The 20,452-nt window shown below is 68.7% G+C and carries 21 protein-coding genes; 9 read left to right on the top strand and 12 right to left on the bottom strand.

Going from position 1 to position 20,452, the window contains the following annotated elements:
* Nucleotides 1-14: 14 nt before the first annotated feature.
* From BM199_RS21610 to BM199_RS21600, 3 genes are all read right to left on the bottom strand, one after another.
* The gene (locus BM199_RS21610; protein WP_091675148.1) at nt 15-413 is read right to left on the bottom strand and encodes a PaaI family thioesterase; all 399 of its coding nucleotides are present in this window, start codon (nt 411-413) and stop codon (nt 15-17) included.
* A 61-nt stretch (nt 414-474) separates the two neighbouring features.
* Complete coding sequence (locus BM199_RS21605) at nt 475-2,205, bottom strand: TIGR03767 family metallophosphoesterase (protein ID WP_091675095.1); 1,731 nt, start codon at nt 2,203-2,205, stop codon at nt 475-477.
* 106 nt (nt 2,206-2,311) lie between these two features.
* Nucleotides 2,312-3,007: a DUF998 domain-containing protein gene (locus BM199_RS21600; RefSeq protein ID WP_177242724.1), complete on the bottom strand. Its 696-nt coding sequence runs from the start codon at nt 3,005-3,007 to the stop codon at nt 2,312-2,314.
* 91 nt (nt 3,008-3,098) lie between these two features.
* Between BM199_RS21600 and BM199_RS21595 the strand changes: the two genes are divergently transcribed.
* Nucleotides 3,099-3,725 (top strand): TetR/AcrR family transcriptional regulator C-terminal domain-containing protein, encoded by a 627-nt coding sequence (locus tag BM199_RS21595; protein ID WP_091675094.1) that lies wholly within the window; start codon nt 3,099-3,101, stop codon nt 3,723-3,725.
* 74 nt (nt 3,726-3,799) lie between these two features.
* On the opposite strand, the gene BM199_RS21590 is transcribed toward BM199_RS21595, so the two are convergent.
* The gene (locus BM199_RS21590; protein ID WP_091675093.1) at nt 3,800-5,428 is read right to left on the bottom strand and encodes a long-chain fatty acid--CoA ligase; all 1,629 of its coding nucleotides are present in this window, start codon (nt 5,426-5,428) and stop codon (nt 3,800-3,802) included.
* A 395-nt stretch (nt 5,429-5,823) separates the two neighbouring features.
* Here BM199_RS21590 and mihF point away from each other — a divergent pair, with 395 nt between their 5' ends.
* Together mihF and BM199_RS21580 are read left to right on the top strand one after the other, a co-directional pair.
* Nucleotides 5,824-6,135: an integration host factor, actinobacterial type gene (mihF, locus tag BM199_RS21585; protein WP_091675092.1), complete on the top strand. Its 312-nt coding sequence runs from the start codon at nt 5,824-5,826 to the stop codon at nt 6,133-6,135.
* Nucleotides 6,136-6,338: 203 nt separating this feature from the next.
* On the top strand, nt 6,339-7,517 hold the full coding sequence (locus tag BM199_RS21580) for an isochorismate synthase (protein WP_425425567.1): 1,179 nt from the start codon (nt 6,339-6,341) through the stop codon (nt 7,515-7,517).
* A 21-nt stretch (nt 7,518-7,538) separates the two neighbouring features.
* Here BM199_RS21580 and BM199_RS21575 read toward each other — a convergent pair whose 3' ends face one another.
* Entirely contained in the window at nt 7,539-8,231 is a 693-nt protein-coding gene (locus BM199_RS21575) for a 4'-phosphopantetheinyl transferase family protein (protein ID WP_091675090.1), read from the bottom strand.
* A gap of 113 nt (nt 8,232-8,344) precedes the next feature.
* Here BM199_RS21575 and BM199_RS21570 point away from each other — a divergent pair, with 113 nt between their 5' ends.
* Nucleotides 8,345-9,514 (top strand): acyl-CoA dehydrogenase family protein, encoded by a 1,170-nt coding sequence (locus BM199_RS21570; protein ID WP_091675089.1) that lies wholly within the window; start codon nt 8,345-8,347, stop codon nt 9,512-9,514.
* Between the two features lie 82 nt (nt 9,515-9,596).
* Here BM199_RS21570 and BM199_RS21565 read toward each other — a convergent pair whose 3' ends face one another.
* The 4 genes from BM199_RS21565 to BM199_RS21550 all read right to left on the bottom strand — a co-directional run bounded on the left by BM199_RS21565 (nt 9,597) and on the right by BM199_RS21550 (nt 12,934).
* Complete coding sequence (locus tag BM199_RS21565) at nt 9,597-9,923, bottom strand: hypothetical protein (RefSeq protein WP_091675088.1); 327 nt, start codon at nt 9,921-9,923, stop codon at nt 9,597-9,599.
* Between the two features lie 82 nt (nt 9,924-10,005).
* The gene (locus BM199_RS21560; RefSeq protein ID WP_245788515.1) at nt 10,006-10,617 is read right to left on the bottom strand and encodes a TetR/AcrR family transcriptional regulator; all 612 of its coding nucleotides are present in this window, start codon (nt 10,615-10,617) and stop codon (nt 10,006-10,008) included.
* Nucleotides 10,608-12,167, bottom strand: coding sequence for an AMP-binding protein (locus BM199_RS21555; protein WP_091675087.1), 1,560 nt, complete (start codon nt 12,165-12,167; stop codon nt 10,608-10,610). The genes BM199_RS21560 and BM199_RS21555 overlap by 10 nt, the downstream gene beginning before the upstream one ends.
* Nucleotides 12,164-12,934, bottom strand: a complete 771-nt coding sequence (locus tag BM199_RS21550; RefSeq protein WP_091675086.1) for an enoyl-CoA hydratase/isomerase family protein — start codon at nt 12,932-12,934, stop codon at nt 12,164-12,166. The genes BM199_RS21555 and BM199_RS21550 overlap by 4 nt, the downstream gene beginning before the upstream one ends.
* Before the next feature lie 47 nt (nt 12,935-12,981).
* Between BM199_RS21550 and BM199_RS21545 the strand changes: the two genes are divergently transcribed.
* From BM199_RS21545 to BM199_RS21535, 3 genes are read left to right on the top strand one after another with little or no spacing between them, the layout of a single operon-like run.
* Nucleotides 12,982-14,586 (top strand): amidohydrolase, encoded by a 1,605-nt coding sequence (locus BM199_RS21545; RefSeq protein WP_091675085.1) that lies wholly within the window; start codon nt 12,982-12,984, stop codon nt 14,584-14,586.
* Between the two features lie 14 nt (nt 14,587-14,600).
* The gene (locus BM199_RS21540; RefSeq protein ID WP_091675084.1) at nt 14,601-15,050 is read left to right on the top strand and encodes a GNAT family N-acetyltransferase; all 450 of its coding nucleotides are present in this window, start codon (nt 14,601-14,603) and stop codon (nt 15,048-15,050) included.
* Nucleotides 15,051-15,086: 36 nt separating this feature from the next.
* Nucleotides 15,087-15,770, top strand: coding sequence for a metal-dependent transcriptional regulator (locus tag BM199_RS21535; RefSeq protein ID WP_091675083.1), 684 nt, complete (start codon nt 15,087-15,089; stop codon nt 15,768-15,770).
* A 17-nt stretch (nt 15,771-15,787) separates the two neighbouring features.
* On the opposite strand, the gene BM199_RS21530 is transcribed toward BM199_RS21535, so the two are convergent.
* From BM199_RS21530 to BM199_RS21520, 3 genes are all read right to left on the bottom strand, one after another.
* Complete coding sequence (locus BM199_RS21530) at nt 15,788-16,666, bottom strand: SAM-dependent methyltransferase (RefSeq protein WP_091675082.1); 879 nt, start codon at nt 16,664-16,666, stop codon at nt 15,788-15,790.
* Between the two features lie 108 nt (nt 16,667-16,774).
* A complete protein-coding gene (locus tag BM199_RS21525) occupies nt 16,775-17,464 on the bottom strand; it encodes a response regulator (protein ID WP_245788513.1) in 690 nt (229 codons plus the stop codon).
* Nucleotides 17,461-18,621 (bottom strand): sensor histidine kinase, encoded by a 1,161-nt coding sequence (locus BM199_RS21520; RefSeq protein ID WP_245788511.1) that lies wholly within the window; start codon nt 18,619-18,621, stop codon nt 17,461-17,463. Before BM199_RS21520 ends, BM199_RS21525 begins: the two co-directional genes overlap by 4 nt.
* A 133-nt stretch (nt 18,622-18,754) precedes the next feature.
* Between BM199_RS21520 and BM199_RS21515 the strand changes: the two genes are divergently transcribed.
* A complete protein-coding gene (locus BM199_RS21515; protein ID WP_091675081.1) occupies nt 18,755-19,672 on the top strand; it encodes an ABC transporter ATP-binding protein in 918 nt (305 codons plus the stop codon).
* Nucleotides 19,669-20,451 (top strand): ABC transporter permease, encoded by a 783-nt coding sequence (locus BM199_RS21510; RefSeq protein ID WP_091675080.1) that lies wholly within the window; start codon nt 19,669-19,671, stop codon nt 20,449-20,451. Before BM199_RS21515 ends, BM199_RS21510 begins: the two co-directional genes overlap by 4 nt.
* The last annotated feature ends 1 nt before the right edge of the window (nt 20,452 follow it).

Raw genomic sequence — 20,452 nt, 5'->3', positions numbered from 1 at the left:
TCGGCGAGGTCCGGTCAGAGCACGGCCTGGGTCTGGGTGACCTTGGCGATCAGGGAGTGCTGGTCGTCGTGGATCTCGGTCTCCACGACGATCACCCTGCGGCCCGGGTGCAGTGGCCGGGAGGAGGCGACCGCGTTCCCGGACCGCAACGCGCGCAGGAAGTTGGTCTTCGACTCGATCGTGGTCGTGCCCTGTGCGCCCTCCGGCAGGTTCAGGAAGGCGCAGACCGCCGCGTTGGCGTCGGCCAGTGACATCAGCACGCCGCCGTGCAGCGCGCCGCCGAGCGTGCAGAGCGTCTCGTCCCACGCCACGCTGCTGCGGACCAACTCGGCCGCGTGTTCGAGCACCCGGACGCCGAGGCGTTCGGTGAACGGCATGGTGCGGTGGAAGAGCGCGGTTCCTTCGGTGTCCATGCCGAAAGCCTGCACGGGCGCCCGAAGTAGGTCCATTACTCCCGGGGTAATGGCGAGGTCGTCAGCGCAGTGGGTGCACCAGGAGCAGTTCGGTGTTGCGGTCCGCCGCGGAACCTGCCCGGCTGAGGTCGGCGTGCACGTCGTTGTAGGACAGTTCCCGGTACAGCGAGGCCAGGGCTCCGGGAGAGGTGTCGTCGTAGTCGGCGGCGTAGGGCGCGTCGGACTCGACCAGGGTGGTGAACAGCGAAAGGGTGCCGTCGGCGTTGTCGGCGACCTCGATCACCCGCGCGTGCTGCGGGAAGTCGACGTGCGAGGCGGTGTTGATCTCCCAGAACCCCTGTGCCGGCGTGTTGCCGGGGTGGGCGACGACCTTGTTCAGGTGGGTGTGGCCGTTGACCCACGCGAGCACGTTCGGGAACCGGTTGAGCAGTCCGACGAAGGTGTCCCCGTTCAGGCGTGGGTCGAGCAGGTTGCGTGAGTCCGGCAGGACGTTGCCCATCGTGCCGCTCGTGTGATGGCTGAAGAGGACGAACAGTTCGTCACTGACGTTCTGGGTGACCCTGCTGCCCCACACGTTGTAGTAGGTGGAGCTGGCGCGCCGTAGCGTTCGCTCGACCCAGAGGTACTGGGCAAGGCCGATCGAGCCGTCGGCGAAGCCGGCCAGTGTGGTGGTGTCGAGGCTGATTCCGGTGATGCCAGGGGCGATCCGGAAGGTGTAGTAGACCTCGCGGCCGTCGGCATTGGCCTCGGTGAAACCGTGCCCGTGCGGTCCCGGTCCGGCGTTGGCCGGGTCGAGGTGGGCTTGCACGAACTCGGCGGTGCTGAACGGGGTGCGCCGGTCGTCGGGGGTGACCTTGCGGATCGTGCCGCCACCGCCGAAGAGTTCGGCCACCGGGAGCGAGCCGCCTGGCTTCTCCATCGCCGACGCCAGCGCCCTGCAGGTGCGCTCGTCCTTGCCGATCACCTTGCGCTCGCCGGTGTAGAAGTACTCGATGCCCGGGATGTTGGCGGGCAGTGTGCCGACGGGGGTGTTGTCGTGGTTGCCGAACGTGCAGTACCAGGGGATGTCCAGGCCAGGCGAGGAGAACCGCGCTATCGCGGCGTCGAGCAGTCCTGGCAGGTGCGGGAAGCCTTTCTCCGTGTAGTCGTCCCGCAGCACCGTGTCCGGATTCCAGTAGTGCGACGATCCCGAGTCCTGCACGCCTTCGTATCGGTTCGGATCACCGGTGTTGGGCGTGATGCTGCCGCCGCCCAGCAGGTCGAGGAACCAGGAGAGTTCGATCTGCTCGTGGTTGTCGGTGTTGTCCCCCGTGGTCATCATGAAGTCCAACGGCCGCCCGGTGAAGGGGCCGCCGCCGAGATCGTTGACCCGGCGCACGAGTGCGGCCGTGGAGACCACCCCTAGCGTCTCTTGTGGACGGTGGGCGGAACCGGTGAAGGAGTGCAGGTACTCGAAACGGACGGGCGACTGCGTGTCGGTGACGTGCAGATCGGTGAACTGCACGAAGGAGGCGAGGCCGGTGCGCCGGTCATCCCGGTCGGCCTTGCCCGCCACGAGTTCCTGCCGCACGACGAGCGGCCAGCCCGGCCCCGAGGTGAGCCGGGTGTAGCGCGGCCCGGAATTGACCGGTGCGGCCGCTGACTCGAGGGTGGTGCCCGCCGGGGCGATCGTGCGCCGGGTCGTTTCCCGCAGCACACGGTCGATCGCGCTCGCGGTGGGGGTGCACAGCAACAGTCCGACGCCGGAAAGCCCGGCCGCGTTGACGAATCCTCTGCGAGTCAGTTCGGCCACGGCGCTCCCCAGTCGATGTGCGGACGGTGCAGGAAACCTCACGGTGCCGCACGAGATTAACCGAGCGGTGAACGCCAGGGAAGCCAAACGCGAAAATTCATCATGTTCAGCCGCGCGCTGAAATCGCCTCCGGGCCGGCGTGTGCACCCGTTGCGTATCTGGGCAGGAACCGCATCGCGACCACGCCGAACCAACCCAGGCTGATGGCCAGGTTGATCCGCTGCCAGAGCCCGTGGTACGTCCCGGTTTGACTCTCGGCGTCGTAGAGGCCCGCGGCGATCGCGAAGGTCACCGGTACCGCGATCGCGGTGGCGACGCAGAACCACATCCAGGGCCGCCCTCCGGGTTCGGTCGCGAAGCGCCGGGCCAGCACGCAAATGAGGGCGATCAGTGACAGGTAGAACGGAATGGGATTGGCGTCGTGGATCAGGCCGTGCACTGTCGGTTCGGCCGTTCCGGCGCTGCCTTCCGGGTAGCCGGGCTTGGGGTCGGTGACGAAGACGCCGCCCGTGATGAGGCATATCCCGAAGACGGCCGCGAGTGCGGGGGCAGCTGTCGATCCGAGGCCGTCGCGCAGCACCCGGCGCAGGCCGAGGGCGAACCCGAGGACGAGTAGCCCACTGACGACAAAGTTGGCGATCTGCACCCATCCCCGCTCGCCCAGGGCGAGCTCGCTGCCGAAGCGGTGCAGCGGCTCATAACCAGCGCGGAGCGCGCCCTCGACGAGGATCACTCCCACGAACAGCATCGAGACGATCAGGCCGCAGGTCAGTAGAAGCTGAGTGGAACGCGCGCGGGACATGGCTTTCCTTATCGTTGATAAACCATCGAAGTCATGAGGATGCCTTATCGTTGGTAAGGAAGCAACTGCAGACAGGAGGTCAGGACGCGAAGTGGACCGGTCGACGATCATCAGTGCGGCGCTGGAGGTGCTGGAGGAAGTCGGGCTCGACGAGTTGACGACGCGCAGGCTCGCCGCCCGGCTGCAGGTCAAGTCCCCAGCGCTCTACTGGCATTTCCGCAACAAGCAGGAACTCCTCGACGAGATGGCCCGGTCCATCCAAGCGCGGCAGGATCTCGGCCCGCCGCGTGCGGGCGAGCAGTGGCGCGACTGGCTCGTCCGCCGGGCTCGGGAACGCCGGGACATCCTCCTGGCTCATCGCGACGGCGCCCGTCTCATAGCCGGAAGCAGTCCGGGACCCGGCATCGCCGTGATGTTCGATCAGGAGCTGAACGCGTTGGTGCTCCAGGGATTCACTCCCGTGCAGGCGATGCGCGCCATCACCACACTCGGCTCCTACATAACCGGCTTCGTCCTGGAGGAACAGGCGCGCCATGGGCGGGACGAGCCCCCACCGGTCGACCTCGACAAAGCCCGGGAAACCCCCACGCTCTTGGCTGCCATCCGCGAAGGCGGCCCGCCGGACGGCCCCATCGCCTTCGAGGACGGACTCGCTCTCGTGCTCGGCGGCATCGAGGCCAGCCTGCTGAACAACGACGACACGTCCTCGGCCAGGTAAAGCCGGTGAACGGTCCATCCGGTAGGGCCTGCTCCGACGATGTTGCTGGAGCAGGCCCTACCGGTGTGGCCGGGTCAGAGGCGGCTGATGTCCAGCTTGCCCTCGGTGTGGAAGGCGCGCAGCCGCTTCTTGTCGAACTTGCCGACGCTGGTCTTCGGCATTTCCTCGACGAAGGCCCAGTTCTCCGGCAGTTGCCACTTGGCGACCTTGTCGGCGAGGAACTCCCGCAGCTCGGCGGGTGTGACGTTCTGCCCCTCGCGGACGACCACCGCGACCAGTGGGCGCTCGTCCCACTTCTCGTCCGGCACGCCGATCACCGCGGCCTCCGCGACGGCAGGGTGGCCCATCACGGCGTTCTCCAGGTCCACCGACGAGATCCACTCGCCGCCGGACTTGATCACGTCCTTGGCGCGGTCGGTCAGCGTCAGGAAGCCGTCCGGGGTGATCTTGCCGACGTCCCCGGTGCGCAGCCAGCCCTCGTGGAACTTCTCCGGGTCGACCGACTCGCCGCCGTAGTACGACCCGGCGATCCACGGCCCCTGCACCTCGAGTTCGCCGACGCTCTCGCCGTCCCACGGCATCTCCTCGCCGGAGTCGCCGATCAGCCTGGCCCGCACCGAGGCCGGGAACCGGCCCTGCGTGTAGCGGTAAGCCCATGCCTCCTGCCCGCTCACCGAAGCGGGCGGGCGGGCGACGCTGCCGAGTGGCGAGGTCTCGGTCATGCCCCACGCATGCAGCACCGGGACGTCGTACTGCTCCTCGAAGGCGTGCATCATCGCGGGCGGCGCGGCCGAGCCGCCGACCACCACCTCCCGGACGTGCGAGATGTCCTGCGGGTTGGCATCCAGGTGGGCCAGCAGCCCCTGCCAGATGGTCGGCACCGCGGCCGCCATGGTCGGCTTCTCCGCGGCGAGGATCTCCGCGATCGGGCCCGGCTGCAGGAACCTGTCCGGCATGACCAGCGACGCGCCGACCATCAGCGCGGCGTAGGGCAGACCCCAGGACATCGCGTGGAACATCGGCACGATCGCCAGCGACTTGTCTGCCTGGGACAGTCGCATGCTGTCACTCATGCACACCTGCATCGAGTGCAGCCAGATGGATCGGTGCGAGTACGCGACACCCTTCGGATCACCGGTCGTGCCGGATGTGTAACACATCGCGGCGGCGGAACGTTCGTCCACAACGGGCCAGTCGAAGGTCTCCGACTGCGCCGCGAGCAAGTCCTCGTATGAGTGCACCTGAATCGAGTCCGGCGCCTGCAGGGTCGACGCGTCCCCGTTCGCCACGATCACGTGCTTGACGGTCTTCATCTCCGGCAGCTGTTTCGCCAGCAGTGGCACCAGCGTGCCGTCCACGATGATGGCGTGGTCCTCGGCGTGGTTGGCGACGAAGACCAGCTGCTCGGGGAACAGGCGAATGTTCAGGGTGTGCAGCACGGCGCCCATCGCCGGAATCGCGAGGTAGGCCTCGAGGTGCTCGGCGTTGTTCCACATGAACGTGCCGACCCGCTGGTCGCCGTCCACGCCGAGGCCGCGCAGCGCGTTCGCCAGCCTGGCCGACCGCTTGCCGATCTCACCGAACGTCGTGCGGCGGGATTCCGAGCCCGTCCAGGTGAGGACCTCGCTCTCGGAGTGGACGGTAGTGCCGTGGCGGAGCAGATCCGCCAAAGACAGCTGTGCGTCCTGCATGGTGCTCAACATCGTGACTCCCGCATCGTTGCTCGCTCGACAGTGTGTCTTGTCCAGGACCTCTCAGTGAACCAAGTCACGGGCGACTCTAATGCGACTCGGGCATGCGTGACATGTGCACGATGCACAACCGTTGCGTGGTCCCACTGGGCCGGGTGATGGCCTCGCTCGCAGGTTGCGCCAGGTAGTGGCGTTGTGGCCGGTTGTGCTCTACCGGGTCATTTATGCGTGTCGGTGTCACACGCGAACGGCAGGTGGCGTTTACTGGGGCCGTGGCGGGGTGGCCCTACCAGCGCTTGCAGTTGCAAGCAATGCGGGTCTGCTGTTGCCACTGAGGGCCTCCGGCCGGATTTCACCGCGATGGTGCCGGGCGTGAGGTGGACACCTGAGAAGGAAGGACTAGTGCGTTGGCTCTGCCTACGTTGACTCCGGAGCAGCGTGCGGACGCCCTGGCCAAGGCGGCCGAGGCTCGCAAGGCGCGCTCCGAGCTGCTTGCGTCGATCAAGTCCGGCAAGGAGAGCATCGACAAGGTGCTCAAGAAGGCCAAGGAAGACAAGACGATCGGCAAGACCAAGGTCACCCAGTTGCTCAAGGCTGTACCGGGTCTTGGCGCGGTAAAGGTGGCGGCGCTGCTCGAGCAGGCCGGCATCGACCCGGACCGGCGTGCTGCCGGTCTCGGCGAGCGTCAGCGCGAAGCTCTGCTCGAAGCGCTCAAGTAGCCCAAGCCGGAGCGTTTCGAACTCGCGCGCGGCCGGGGTGTGCAGCACCCCGGCCCCGCGCGAGAAATACTCCTGCGCGCATTGCCGGTTTGCGAACCGCGCATGACCGACCTCACTGAAGGTCCGGTCCGTCGTGTCACCCGCACGGGTGCATGCTGGACTGGACGGGCGCGGAGATCCCGCGCGTGAAGGAGTTGAGGTCGGTGAGCGTGACGCACGAGAGTGTCGAGAGTCAGGCGGCAACCGCGCAGGAACTGCTCGACGACTACAAGGCTGGAGACTTCTTCCTCGCCACCAAGCGGCGCACCCTGCTCGGAGCGGGGAAGGCCGCCGAGTTCACCGACATCGACGCGGTGCGGCTGAGTGAGCACACGGCAGCGGCACTGGCCGACTCGCCTGCCGGTCTGGCCGCGGGCGCACTGCCCTTCGACACCACGGCCACCGCGGGGGCTCCCGGTCGCATCGTGCTTCCCGAGCGGGTCAGGATCGCCGGTCCCGCGCATCCCGGCGTCGCCGGTCTGCCGCGTCGCACCGTGGGCATTCCCATCGGTTCACGCTCGGTTCCCGAGCCCGCGCGGCATGTGGAGGCGGTGTCCAGGGCCATCACCATGCTGCGGCACCGCAAGCTGCGCAAGGTCGTGCTGGCCCGTGCGCTGGACGTCGAGTTCGCCGATCCCGTCGACCCCGCGACGATCCTGCACAACCTGGTGCTGGACAACGCGAACGGGTACACCTACGCCGCGGGCCTGCCCGGCGGCCGCGATCTGGTCGGTGCCACTCCGGAACTGCTGATCTCCCGCACCGGTCGTTCGGTGCTCGCGCACCCGCACGCCGGATCGGCCCCGCGTTCGGACGACCCCGCGACGGACGCCGCCAACGCCGACGCCCTGCTCGCCTCGGCGAAGGACCACACCGAGCACGCCGTGCTCGTGGAGGCCGTGGTGCAGACACTGGGACCGTTCTGCCGGAACCTGCACGTACCTGCCGAACCCTCGCTGGTGGCGACACCGACCGTGTGGCATCTGGGCACGACGATCAGCGGTGAGCTCATCGACCCCGACGTCACGGCGTTGCGACTGGCAGCGGCTCTGCACCCGACACCCGCCATCTGCGGCACCCCCACCGAGTTCGCACGCGAACTCGTCGGCAAGCTCGAGCCGTTCCAGCGCGGGTACTACGCGGGGACCGTCGGCTGGGTGGACGCCAAGGGCGACGGTGAGTGGGCCGTGGCGATTCGCTGCGCCGAGGTGGCCGGGCACGGCCTGCGGATGTACGCGGGCGGCGGGATAGTCGCCGACTCCGAGCCACACGCGGAGCTGGCCGAGACCTCGGCGAAGTTCCAGACCCTGCTGCGCGCGATGGGGCTGGAGCTGGACTTCTGACGGCCTGTTGGCAAACGCGCGTCAGGAGGGGGACCACTCGTGCTCGGTGACGGCGATCTCCTGGTCGGTGAGCAGGGCAACGGCAGCGCGGTAACCGGAGCCGGGCGTCAGATCGGCCAGCCTCGTGCGTTCCGGTGAGAGCGACTCGTCGTCCGAGGCGAGCAGGTGGGCGGATTCGCCGGGCGGGGCGAGGGTGATGCCCCGCAGCGGGATTCGCAGGCCCTTGCCGGTCGCCTTCATCACCGCTTCCTTCCGGGTCCAGTAGGTGAAGAAGGCGTTCGCACGCTCGTCCTCCGGAAGGGCGTGCACGACCCGGCGCTCCTCGTCGCTGAGCGCGTAGTCGATCAGTGATTCGTCGGCGCGCCTGTTTGCCGTCTCGACGTCGAGACCGACAGGGGTCCGGTCGGTCAGTGCGATGCCCACACGCTCCCCCGAATGCGAGATCGAGAACTTGATCGGCGCGTCGGGCACCCGCGGCGGACCGTGGTGTTTGCCACAGTCCGCACAGGTCGCGTCGAACCGTACGCTGCCGGGGGTGACGCCCAGTCTGGCCGCGACGAGCGTCTTCGCCAGAACCCGTCCGGTCAGGAAACGTCGCTGGTCCAGCTCTTGCCGGTAGGCGCCATACCGCTCGGTCTCCAACTGGCTGAGCAGCGGAAGGAACTCGCCGGTTTCGGCGATCGGAGTCGCCCACCAGACGGCACAGTCGATCACCAAACGAACGTACGGCCAAACACAGGGCTGCCGCCAGTGTCCGACGTAGGTTACGGTCGTGCTAAGCGACCGCTTAGTAGTGCGACCGCCGGGTAGTCGAAGGAGCCGTTCCCATGGATTTCAGTCTCACTGTCGAAGAGCGCGAGGTGCGCGACTGGGTGCGCACGTTCGTCCAGCGTGAACTCGTTCCCCGCGAGCAGGAGGTGTTGCGCAGGGAGCGGTCAGGTGAGCCGGGACTGACCAGGGATGAACTGACCGAGCTGCAGCTCAAGGCCAAGGAGTCAGGTTTCTGGGGAGTGCAGACTCCCGAGTCGTTCGGCGGCATGGGTCTGTCCGCGGTGATGACCGCACTGATCGAGGCGGAACTGGGTCGCTCGTTCGTGCAGTTCCAGTTCGGCGGCTCGGCGGACAACATTCTCTTCCACGGCAACGCGGAGCAGCAGGAGCGCTACCTGTTGCCGACGATCTCCGGCGAGCGGAAGTCCTGTTTCGCGATCACCGAGCCGGGTGCGGGCTCTGATGCCAAGAACATCCGCACGTCTGCCAAGAAGGACGGTTCGGACTGGATCATCAACGGCGAGAAGACCTTCATCACCGGCGGCAACGAAGCGGACTTCACGATGGTGTTCGCCATCACCGACCCGGAGAAGGGGGCGAACGGCGGAGTGACCTGTTTCCTTGTCGACAGGGAGATGGGCTGGCGCTCTGAGTACATCGACACGATGGGCGAGTGGGGCCCCGCCGCACTGGTCTTCGAGGACGTGCGGGTGCCCGAGAGCCAGATCCTCGGCGAACTCGGCAAGGGCTTCGAGCTGGCGATGCAGTGGATCGGCCGGGGCCGGTACCTGTTGCCCGCCAGGGCCATCGGCTCGTGCGAACGACTGCTGACGATGGCGATCGAGCACGCGAACACCAGGGAGACCTTCGGCGCGCCGATCGCCGAGCGCCAGGCCATCCAGTGGATGATCGCGGACTCCGGCGTCGAACTCGAGGCACTGCGCTGGCTCGTGCTGCACGCCGCTTGGCAGGTCGACTCCGGCCTCGACTCCCGGCACGCACAGTCGATGGCAAAGCTATACGGGGGCGTGAAGGCCAACGAAATCGTCGATCGGGTGATGCAGATCCACGGCGGGATGGGCTACACGCGGGAGTTGCCGATCGAGCGGTGGTATCGCGAACTGCGTCTGCTGCGGATCTACGAGGGCACCGACGAGATCCAGCGCCGCACCATCGCGCGCAACCTGCTGAAGGGGCACGTCAAGGTCAGCGGCGCGCTGGGCTGAACAGTACTGGGCTGAGCCGGACACTAGCCACCTTGGGAACCGTGGGCGCTCCCACGGTTCCCAAGGTGAATCGGATTCTCTGTCAGTCGTCCTTGCGAGCGCGTAGTGCCAGGGGAACGCCTGCCAGGTCTTCTTCGTTGCAGAGCAGTTTCAGGTCGTAGTACGGCGAACCTTCACGCTCGTCGTAGTCCAGGTGGATGGCGATAACGTCCACGGGTTCACCCAGCCACCGCTGTGCGTCCCGAAGCCACCCGGCGCAACGTTCCAGGGCCGCAGGTAGATCATCATCGCGGAACTCGACCGGGCGATAAGGCACATCCTGTACCTGGTCCCGAGGGTCGGTCGGCACCGGAAGACCAGGTGCGAGGCCCGATTCGGTGAGTTCCAGTTGGATCGTTTCCTCAGTCACCCTTCGAGCGTCCCCCAGCATCGCCGCCGGGGCAAGCGTTAGCGGGTCGCAACACGCTGCCGAATCCGCCTCTACCCCCTGTTCAGGGGGATTTTCCGGCCTCCACTGCGTCGCCGGCACCGAGTGCGCCCAGTGCCAGCCGGGCATAGTGGCGGGACAGCTGCTCGAGTGACAGTGCGCCGCGTGGGGAATACCACCTGGCCACGCCGTTGCACATCTCCAGCAGTGCGAGTCTGCTGACCGATGGTTCGTCGGTGTGAAAGATCCCCGCGCGGACGCCGTCGTCGATCGCGTCTGCCCACAGTGCCTCGTAGGTGTCCCGCAATCGGATGACGGCTGCTCGCGGCTCGGGTGAGAGCGACCGCACCTCGTTGTCCACCACGCGGGTCTCGTCCGGCTGTGTCGCATGCGTCGTGACGTGCAGGGCGACAAGACGGCGCAGCCGTTCCCGCGGGTCGGTGACGTCGGCCACGGTCGCGCGGGCCGAGTCGAGCAGCGTCTGCAGTGACTCCCGCATGAGCTCGGCCAGCAGCGCTTCCTTGGTGCCCATGTAGTGATACAGGCTGGCCGGGGACAATCTCGCCTCCTGCGCGAGATCGCGGATTCCGGTGCCGTGGAATCCCCGTGTCGCGAAGAGTTTCAACGCTGCCCTGCGCACGCGTTCCCGGCTCGGCACCGGATCCGTCACCGCCACGTGCCGTCCGTCCTGTCGTAGGAACCCATCCGCGGATCCTCCCCGGCCTTTCGCAGTTCGCCCTTGGCCACCCGTTCCGACGGCGTCATCGGCAGCTCGTCGACATACGTCCAGTAGCGCGGAACCTTGAAGTAGGCCAGTTTGCCCGCACAGAACTCGGCCAGCTCCGCGGGCGGCAGGGTGGACGGGTCGTGGTCGCCGCAGAGCACCACGTACGCCTTGATCTCCTCGCCGCGAATCTCGTCCGGAACGGCGATCACCGCGGCCAGCCGCACGCCGGGGTGCAACATCAGTGCCCGCTCCACCTCGTCGGCCGAGACGTTCTCCCCGCTGCGCCGGATCATGTCCTTGGTGCGCCCGACGTAGAACACGCGCCCCGATTCGTCCATCCTGGCGAGATCGCCGGTGTGGAACCAGCCGTTCCGGAACGCGCGAGCGGTCGCCTCCGGATCGTCGTGGTAGCCGTGCATCAGCCCCACACCGCGGATCAGCAGCTCACCGGTCTCGCCGCGCGGGAGCGGATGGCCTGCCTCGTCGGCGATCAGTGCCTCCCTGCCGGGAACAGGCCTGCCGAGGCAGCCGGCGCCGACCGAGACGTCGTGGTCCACCTCGGACACCCGGATGTCCCCGCCCGTCTCGGTCATGCCGAAGGCTTCGTGCCACGGCACTCCCCAACGGCGTTCCAGTTCCGCGTGCAGATCGCGGGGAATCGCCGAGGCACTGATCGCCCGCACGTGGTGCCTGCGGTCCGCCGCTGACTCGGGAACGCGAAGCAGCAGCGTCGGCATCAGGCCGAGGCAGTAGAACCAGGTGACCTCGTGCTCACGCACCTTCGCCCAGAACGTCGAAGGGTGGAACCGGTCGAGTACCACCAGTGTCGCACCGGACGCCAGCCCGAGCGCGACGTTCCACTGTGGATCGATGTAGTGGAACGGTTGTGCGGTGAGCAGTACATCGCCGTCGTGGATGGCGGGAAATTCCGTGGTCAGGCCGTAGGCGAGATTGGTCCAGTAGCGGTGTGGCAGCACGCATCCCTTGGGAGCGCCCGTTGTGCCGGAGGTGTACTGGATGTTCGCCACCGTCTCCGCGACAGAAGCTCTCTCCGGCAACGGTCCCCGCGCCGTCAGCTCCGCCACGTCGAGCACCCGCCGCACGGCGGTGCCAGGGACGATGGCGGTGAGCAGTTCGTGGAACTCCGGTGTGGTGACCGCGAACCGGGCGGCGGAGTGGGCCAGGACGTGCCTGCCGTCCAGTTCCCGGTAGTTGGTGTTCACCGGGACGAGCGCCGCGCCGAGCCTCGCCAGTGCCAGCCAGATCAGCGGGAACTCCGGCTGGTTGCGCAGCATCACGGCCACCCGGTCGCCAGGGCGCACCCCGGTTCCGGCGAGCGCGGCTGCCAGTTCCGAGCTACGGCGGCGTACCTCGGCGAACGTGAGCCGCTCACCGGTGGCGTCGAACACCCACGCGTCCTTGTCCGGCCAGGCCGCCGCTGCCCTGTCCAGCAGGGTGCCGAGATCGTCGACTTCGGCGAGTTCGGGTACGGGGCTCACCGGTCCGCTCCGGAACGGGACCGGAACCGGGCGGAGGACTCGGCGACCTCTGCGGAGTGCTCGGTGATCAGCGCGTGGCTGACCTCGAGTTCCAGCGCGGTTTCCAGCGAGCTGTCGATGCCCGCATCCAGCGCGCGCTTGGCGAGCGCCACCGAGGACGGTGGGTGCTCGGCCACCGTGTGTGCCCAGGCGAGTGCCTGCTCCAGCAGCGCATCGCCGGGCAGGACCTCGTTCACCAGGCCCAGTTCCGCCGCGGTCGTCGCGTCGATCCGCTCGCCGAGCAGCAACAACCGCTTCGCCTTGAGCGGGCCGACCAGCAACGGGAGCAGCCGAGACGCGGCACCGGTGACGCTCAGGCCGAGTCCTGCCTCGGGGAAGGCGAACACCGCGTCCTCCGCGGCGAGCACGAGGTCGCAGCCGAGCGCGAACTCGGCTCCCGCGCCGATCGCGTAACCGTGCACGGCGGCGATCACCGGTTGCCGCAGGCCACGCAGGCAGCGGGTGACGTCCTGCAGCTGCTCCAGCCGGGTCCGCGAGTCACCTTCCGCCGGTGGCTCCTTGAGGTCGTGGCCGGCGCAGAAGGCTCGGCCTCTCCCGGCCAGCACGATCGCCCGGACTTCCTCGTCGGCACCCGCCGTGCGCAGGGCCGCGAGCAGGTCGTCGACCAGTTCGGGCACGACCGCGTTGAGTCGCTGTGGGCGGTTCAGCCGGACGACGGCGACGCTGCCGTCCACGGCGAGTTCGACGGTGCTCGATGCGGAGGTCATGCGCAGAGCCTAGCCATTCGATCGATCGATCGATAGGGTCGGCACTCATGCGAGTTGATGCGGTGTACGAGAACGCGCGGGTGCTTACCCCGTGGCAGCCGGTGCGCGCCATGGCCGTGCTGCACGGCCGCGTCGTCGCGGTCGGGGACGAGGCCGTGGAACTCGCGGCGCGCAGGCGAGTCGACCTGGGCGGCGCCACCGTGGTGCCCGGGTTCCACGACGCGCACAACCACATGGCGTGGTTCGGGATGACCCTGGACGAGGTGCCGCTCGGGCCCGCGCACTGCGCGAGCGTCGAGGACGTCTATGACGCCGTCGCCCGCAGGGCCGCGACCGAACCGAAGGGCGGCTGGATCGTCGGCAGCGGGTACGACCAGAACAAGCTGGCGGGCGGCCATCCCGCCCGGCAGGGCCTCGACCGGGCCGCGCCGGAGCACCACGTACGCCTGAAGCACACCTCGGGGCACATGTCCGTGGTGAACTCCCGCGTGCTCGACCAGCTCGATCTGGCACACGTCCCGGTCGGCGGGGACCTCGTGCGCGACGCCGACGGCGCGCCCACCGGCCTGCTGCGTGAGCAGGCGCAGCTCCTGCTGCGGCCGCTGATCTATCCGACGCCCGTTGCCACCGTGGTCCGCGCGATCGACCGGGCGGGACAGCGGTTCCTCGCCGAGGGCATCACCAGCGTGCAGGAGGCGGGCGTCGGCGGTGGCCTCGTCGGCGAGACGCCCTGTGAGGTGGCGGCCTACCAGCGGGCCAGGGACGAGGGCCTGCTGCATGTGCGGTCCACCCTGATGGTGGCCTCGAGCGTGCTGCACGAACTCGAGCACGATCCGGCCGACGACGTGGCGTTCTCCCTCGACCTGGGCCTGCGCAGCGGTTTCGGCGACGACTGGCTGCGGATCGGCCCGATGAAGATCTTCGCGGACGGCTCGCTGATCGGCCGCACGTCGGCTATGCACGACGACTTCGCGGGCGAGCCGGGAAACCGGGGCTACTTCCAACTCCCCGAGGAGGAACTGGCCGAGACCATTCGGCGGGCGCACGCGGCGGGCTGGCAGATCGCCACCCATGCGATCGGGGACAGGGCGATCACCGCCGTGCTGGACGCCTACACCGCGGCATTGGCCGCGCATCCGCGAGCCGGTCACCGCCATCGCATCGAGCACTGCGGCGTGCTTCCGCCCGCCGAGTTGCACCGGCTCGCCCGGCTGGGACTGATCCCCGTGCCGCAGGGCCGGTTCGTCAACGAGATCGGCGACGGCATGCGCTCGGCGCTCGGCCCCGAACGGGAGGCGTGGTGCTACCGGGGCCGGAGTTTCCTCGACGCGGGCTGCGTGCTCCCGGCCAGCTCGGACCGGCCCGTGGTGAACGGTGCGCCCCTGCTCGGTCTCGCCGACCTCGTGCGCAGGCGTACCGCGGGCGGCCAGGTCCTCGCGCCGGACGAGTGCCTGACGCCGACAGAGGCACTGCGCGCGTACACCGAGGGCTCGGCGTACGCGGCGTTCAGGGAGCGGGACCTCGGCACACTCGAACCCGGCAAGCTGGCCGACTTCGTGGCGTTGTCGGCGGACCCGACCGACGAGGACAACCTCGACTCGGTCCGCGTGCTGGGTACCGCCATCGGCGGTGAACTGGTGTACCAGAGTTAGGAAAAGGAGAGCACATGCCCGTGCGCGACGCCGTGGAAGGCGATGCCGAGGAGATCTGCGCGCTGATCGAGGAGCACGCCCGCTATGAGGGGAACGACGAGCTCACCCTCGACCGCGAGGAGATGCGCGGCCACCTCTTCGGCGCCGATGCGAAGGCGTGGGTGCTGATCGCCGAGCCACCGGGGCAGCCGGGCACCGTGGCCGGATTCGCGTTCTGCACCTGGAGCTTCTCCACCTGGGAGGCACGCCCGGGAATCTGGCTCGACGATGTCTTCATCCGCCCCGAACACCGTAGGCACGGACTGGGCGGTGAGCTGCTGGCCGAACTGCGCGCCCGCACCACCGGGCGGGTCGAGTGGGACATGCAGGAGGGCAACGACCGGGCCGCGGCGTTCTACAAGCAACTCGGTGCGCAGGAGGTGCACGGCTGGACCCGCTACCGGTGGCGGCCCGCGCGGGACTGAACGCCGCGCGGGAACGAGCGCCGTATCGTATGCGGTATGCCTGATGGAACGAATCGGCGGTCCTCGTCCATCGAGGACTACCTCAGGGTGATCTACGGCCTTGCGGAGCGCGGCGAGGCGGTGACCAACACCTCGCTGGCGACCCGCCTCGAGGTGAGCCCCTCGTCGGCGTCGGGCATGGTGACGAAGCTGTCCCAGCAGGGGCTGGTCGCCCACGTTCCGTACCGGGGCATCGAACTGACCGGGGAGGGCAGGCTGCTCGCCCGCGCCGTGCTCCGCAGGCACCGGCTGATCGAGTCCTACCTGGTGTCCGAGCTCGGCTACACCTGGGACGAGGTGCACGTCGAGGCCGACCAGCTCGAACACGCCGTGTCCGACCGGCTGGTCGAGCGCATCGCGGCGAAGCTGGGCAACCCGGTGCGGGATCCGCACGGTGACCCGATCCCGGCGATGGACGGCAGTGTCGAGGAGCTGTCCACGCACCTGCTCGACGAGCTGGAGCCGGGCACCGTCGGCGAGATCGTGCGGGTCTGGGACACCGATCCGGACCTGCTGCGGTATCTCTCCGAGCGCTCGATCGGACTCGGCGAGCGGATCGAGGTGGTGGAGCGCCAGCCGTTCGGCGGGCCGATCGTGGTCCGGGTCGGATCGCAGGCCCAGGCGGCGACGCACGCGCTCGGCAAGGAGATCGCGCAGGCCCTCTCGGTGGCGGTGCGCTGAGCCCCGAATTTGCAGTTCTAGCGCCCGGAATCTGCAGACTCGGGCTTCTCGGCGACGCCGCACCAGGCGAACGGCTTCGCGGCAAGGTCGCGCGGCGGCAGGTTGTCCGCGTCGAAGTCGGGACGCCAGTCCGTCAGGTGCGTCACCCCGGGTTCGAGCAGCGTCAGGCCGTCGAACCAGGAGGCGATCTCGTCGCGGGGCCGCAGCCAGACCGGGTTGGCCGTCGACTTGTACTGTTCGGCGAACCGCAGCACCCCCGCCGCGGCCTCGGGGTCGTCCTCGGGGACGGTCATATGCGACAGCGCCAGCCAGCTGCCCGCGCACAGCCGGTCGAGATAGCCCCTGATGATGTCCAGCGGCCGGTCGTCGGGCCCGGCGAAATGCAGCACCGCGATCATCAGCAGACAGACCGGCTGGTCGAAGTCGATGAGCCGCTGGGTCTCCGGGTCGTCGAGGATCGCCTTGGGCTGCCGCATGTCCTGCTGCACGAGGGCCGCCCATTCGGTGGCGCCCTCGCGTTCCAGAATCAGCCTCGCGTGTGCTGCCGCGACCGCCTCGAAGTCGACGTAGACCACGCTCGCCTGTTCGGACTCCGGCAGGTGGTCACGGACGACCTCGTGGACGTTGCCCACGGTGGGCACGCCGGAACCGAGGTCGATGAACTGCCTGATCCCGTCGTCGAGTGCCGTGCGAACGGCGCGGTTCATGAACTGCCGGTTGTGCCGTGAGCCGTGCTTGGCGTGCGGCCAGAGCTGTTCGATCTTCCTGCCGAACTCGCGGTCGACCGCCCAGTTCTGGTTGCCGCCCAGATACCAGTCGTAGATCCGGGCCGCCGACGGCTTCTCCAGGTCGACCCCAGGGGGTGCGTCCGGTGAGCGGTCTTCGCCGTCGGTCATCCTCGGTCCCCCGTCACGTTCGGTGATGTACTCGCAGGCTAGCGGAACCCGCTGAGCGCCTGCCACGGCCGGGAGTCTGGTGCCTGGACGTCCGAAGTTCGACGCTGTTCACCGTGCGGGGGTCACCAGGCCGCTCTCGTAGGCGGCGATGACGAGCTGGGCACGATCGCGCGCGCCCAGCTTCGCCAGCAGACGACCGATGTGGGTTTTCACCGTCGCCATGCTCAGGTGCAACTCGGCGGCGAGTTCGTTGTTCGACAAACCCGTGGCGATCAGCGCCAGCACCTCCCGCTCACGCGCGGTGACGCCGTCGAGCGAGCGCTGCGGCGCGCGTCGTGGCTGCGGGCGGGCGGCGAACTCGGCGATCAGCCGCCGCGTGATGGCCGGTGCGAGCAGACCGTCACCCGCGGCGACGACCCGGATCGCCGCGAGCAGGTCGCCAGGCGGGGTGTCCTTGAGCAGGAAGCCGCTGGCTCCGGCCCGCAGCGCCGCGAAGACATAGGAATCCAGATCGAAGGTGGTGAGGATCAGCACACGGGGCCCGGCAGCGGCAGCGCCGGACGCGTTCGGCGCGCACAGCCGCCGCGTCGCCTCGATGCCGTCCATCTCCGGCATGCGCACGTCCATCAGCACGAGGTCCGGCCGCTCGCGTCCGGCCAGTTCGACCGCCTCGGCGCCGTTGCCCGCCTCGCCGACGACGGTGAGACCGGGCGCGCTCTCCAGCAGTACCCGGAAACTCCCCCGCAGCAGCGCCTGATCGTCGGCGATCAGCACCCGGATCTGGTCGTCCTCGCTCACGTCGCGACTCCGGTCTCGTAGGGCAGGGTCGCGGTCACCGCGAATCCACCCGAATCCCGCTCTCCCGCCTCGAATGTGCCGCCGTACACGGCCACCCGCTCCTGCATCCCGATCAGGCCGTGCCCGGGGACAGGGCGATCCGGGGCCTGCCGGAGGCCGGGTCCGTCGTCGGTCACCTCGATGCGCACCGCACCGTCGCCGATCCGCACCCGCACGAGGCAGTGCGCTGGCGCCGCGTGCCGCACCACGTTGGTGAGTGCTTCCTGCGCGATCCGAAAGGTCGAGACCTCCACGCCGTCCGGCAGCTGGTCCTGCCCCTCGACGTCCAGCCGCACGGTCACCCCGGCCATCCTCGCGTGCTCGGCCAGCCCGGGCAGCCCCGCAAGGCCCGGCACCGGTGCGAGTTCGGTGTCGAGTTCCCCGCCCGAGCGCAGCACGCCGAGGATGTGCCGCATCTCCACGAGCGCCTCCCGTGTGGTGGTCTCGATGACCCCGAGTGCGGCGCTGGCCTCATCGGGGCGGTCCTCGGCGACATGGTGCGCCACGCCTGCCTTCACCGCGATCAGGCTCATGCTGTGCGCCACGACGTCGTGCAGTTCACGGGCGATGCGCAGGCGCTCGTCGAGGACGGCCTGTCTCGCCCGGTGTTCGGACTCCGCCGCGATCTTGGCCCGCTTGTTCCGGACAGCGCGTCCCGCGACCCACGCCGCGCCGAGGAAGAACCAGACCGCGGCGAACGTGGCGTCACTTTCGGTCGCGCCCTGGTTCAGCAGTATCGCCGTCGCCGAGCCCGCCATGGCCAGCACGAGCCCGGCGGTGGAGCGGCGCACCGGTTCGGCGAGTCCGACCAGGTAGGTCGCGAAGGCCGAGGCGAGGTATGGCTCCAGGATCATGTGCAGAAAGGTCGCGGCCAACTGCCCGGCGACCACGACGACCAGCACCGGAAGCGGCCACCGTCTGCGCACCGCGAGCGGGAGGCCTACGGCGGCCGCGACGAGCCAGCCCAGCCACGGCTCGTCCTGGACCACCCTGACGGACGCGCCCTGGGCGAATCCGATGTAGACCGCCGTTGTGGCGATGGCGAAGGCCAGATCGAGCACGTACAGGTGGAGACCGCGAATTCTGCTCATCGCCTCACGTGCGCGGGTCTCGGCCACACCGACGACGCTAGCCGGTGTCCTTCCCTTTCGCGTCGTGCCCCGGTCCGTCAACCCAGGGTCTGACTTCCCCAGCGCGGTTCCAGGCCCCGGTTCGATGTGCCGGCGAGCCGACACCGGCAGCGTTGCGGGCATGATCGAAGTAGCGGAACTGACCAAGCGATACGGCTCGACGCTTGCCGTGGACCAGTTGAGTTTCACCGTGCGACCCGGGCAGGTGACCGGTTTCCTCGGCCCCAACGGTGCGGGCAAGTCCACGACGATGCGCACGGTGCTCGGGCTCGACAACCCGACCTCGGGGCGAACGCTGGTGAACGGCAAGCGGTACGCGGAGATCCGGTGGCCACTGCACGAGGTGGGTGCCCTGCTCGATGCCGCAGCGGTGCACGGCGGGCGCAGGGCGGCCGATCACCTGTACTGCCTGGCGCGGGCGAACCGGATCGGGCGGGCGAGGGTGACCGAGGTGATCGAACAGGTCGGGCTCGGCGGGGTGGCGCGCAAACGGATCGGCGGCTTCTCGCTGGGGATGAAGCAGCGGCTGGGGGTGGCTGCCGCGCTGCTCGGTGACCCGGGGGTGCTGCTGTTCGACGAACCGGTGAACGGGCTCGACCCGGAGGGTATCCGCTGGATCCGTGAGCTGATGCGCGCGCTGGCGAGCGAAGGGCGCACGGTGCTGGTCTCCAGCCACCTGATGAGCGAGATGGCACTGACGGCGGACCACGTGCTCGTGCTCGGCCGCGGCAGGCTCGTCACCGAGACGTCGATGACCGACCTGCTGGCCCGCTTCAACAGGGACGTGCTGGTTCGCACCCCGCGACCGGCAGAGCTGAGCGCGGCACTGGAGGCCGCGGGCGCCGTGGTGCTGACCGATCCGGACGGCGCGCTGTCGGTGACCGGATGCGACGCGGTGGCGATCGGTGACATCGCGGTGCGGCACGGGATCGCTGTGCACGAGCTGACTCCGCGCAGTGCCTCACTCGAGGAGGCATACCTGGAGATCACCGACGAAAGCGTGCAGTACCGGGCAGGACTGGAGGGAAGTGTCCGATGAGGACAGCAGTTTGGACAGACGTCGTGGCGTCGGAGTGGGCCAAGCTCCGGACGGTCCGCTCGACCTACTACGTGCTCGGAGCCGCGCTGGTCGCGCTGGCGCTGACCTCCGTCATCGCGTTCCTGATGACCGCCGACTGGGACAACTCGCCGCCGAGTGAACAGGCGATTTTCGCGAGTGCCGACGTGGGGCTGCTCTCGACACCGTTCAGCATGTTCTGCCTCGCGGTGCTCGCCGGACTGGCGGTCGCGGGTGAGTACGGCACCGGGATGATCCGGACGAGCCTCGTCGCCGCACCGCAGCGCAGGACGATGATGCTGGCGCGGACCGTGGTGCTCGGTGGCGGCGCTCTGGTCGCCGGTCAGGTGCTCGCCTGGCTGTCGTTCCTCGCGACCTGGCTGATCGTCGGCGACCGGCCGCGACCGATCTCGCCGTGGGAGACACCGACGGACATGATCCCGCTCGTTGTTTCCCACGGTCTGGTGGTGATGGTCGTGGCCCTTGTGGCGTTCGGGATCGCCACGGTGCTCCGCTCCAGTGCGGGCACCCTGGTGACCATGACCGCCCTGCTGTTCGTCGTGCCGGTGATCGCGATGTTCCTGCCGTCGTCGTGGCGTGACAGGGTTTCCGCCGTGCTGTTGACGAACCTGCCGAGGCAGTTGGCCGGAGAAGTGCCCGGCGCGCTCCTGTCGCCGGTGGGCGCGGGAGTCGTGCTGCTGGTCTACGTGGTGCTCGCGGTCGGTGTGGGGACGGCGGTGTTCTCCCGCAGGGACGCCTGAA

This window comes from Amycolatopsis marina (genome assembly GCF_900111885.1).
In the GTDB taxonomy this organism is placed as follows: Bacteria; Actinomycetota; Actinomycetes; order Mycobacteriales; family Pseudonocardiaceae; genus Amycolatopsis; species Amycolatopsis marina.
The sequence above is the reverse complement of the archived record's forward strand: the minus strand, read 5'-3'. Positions and strand labels throughout refer to the sequence as shown.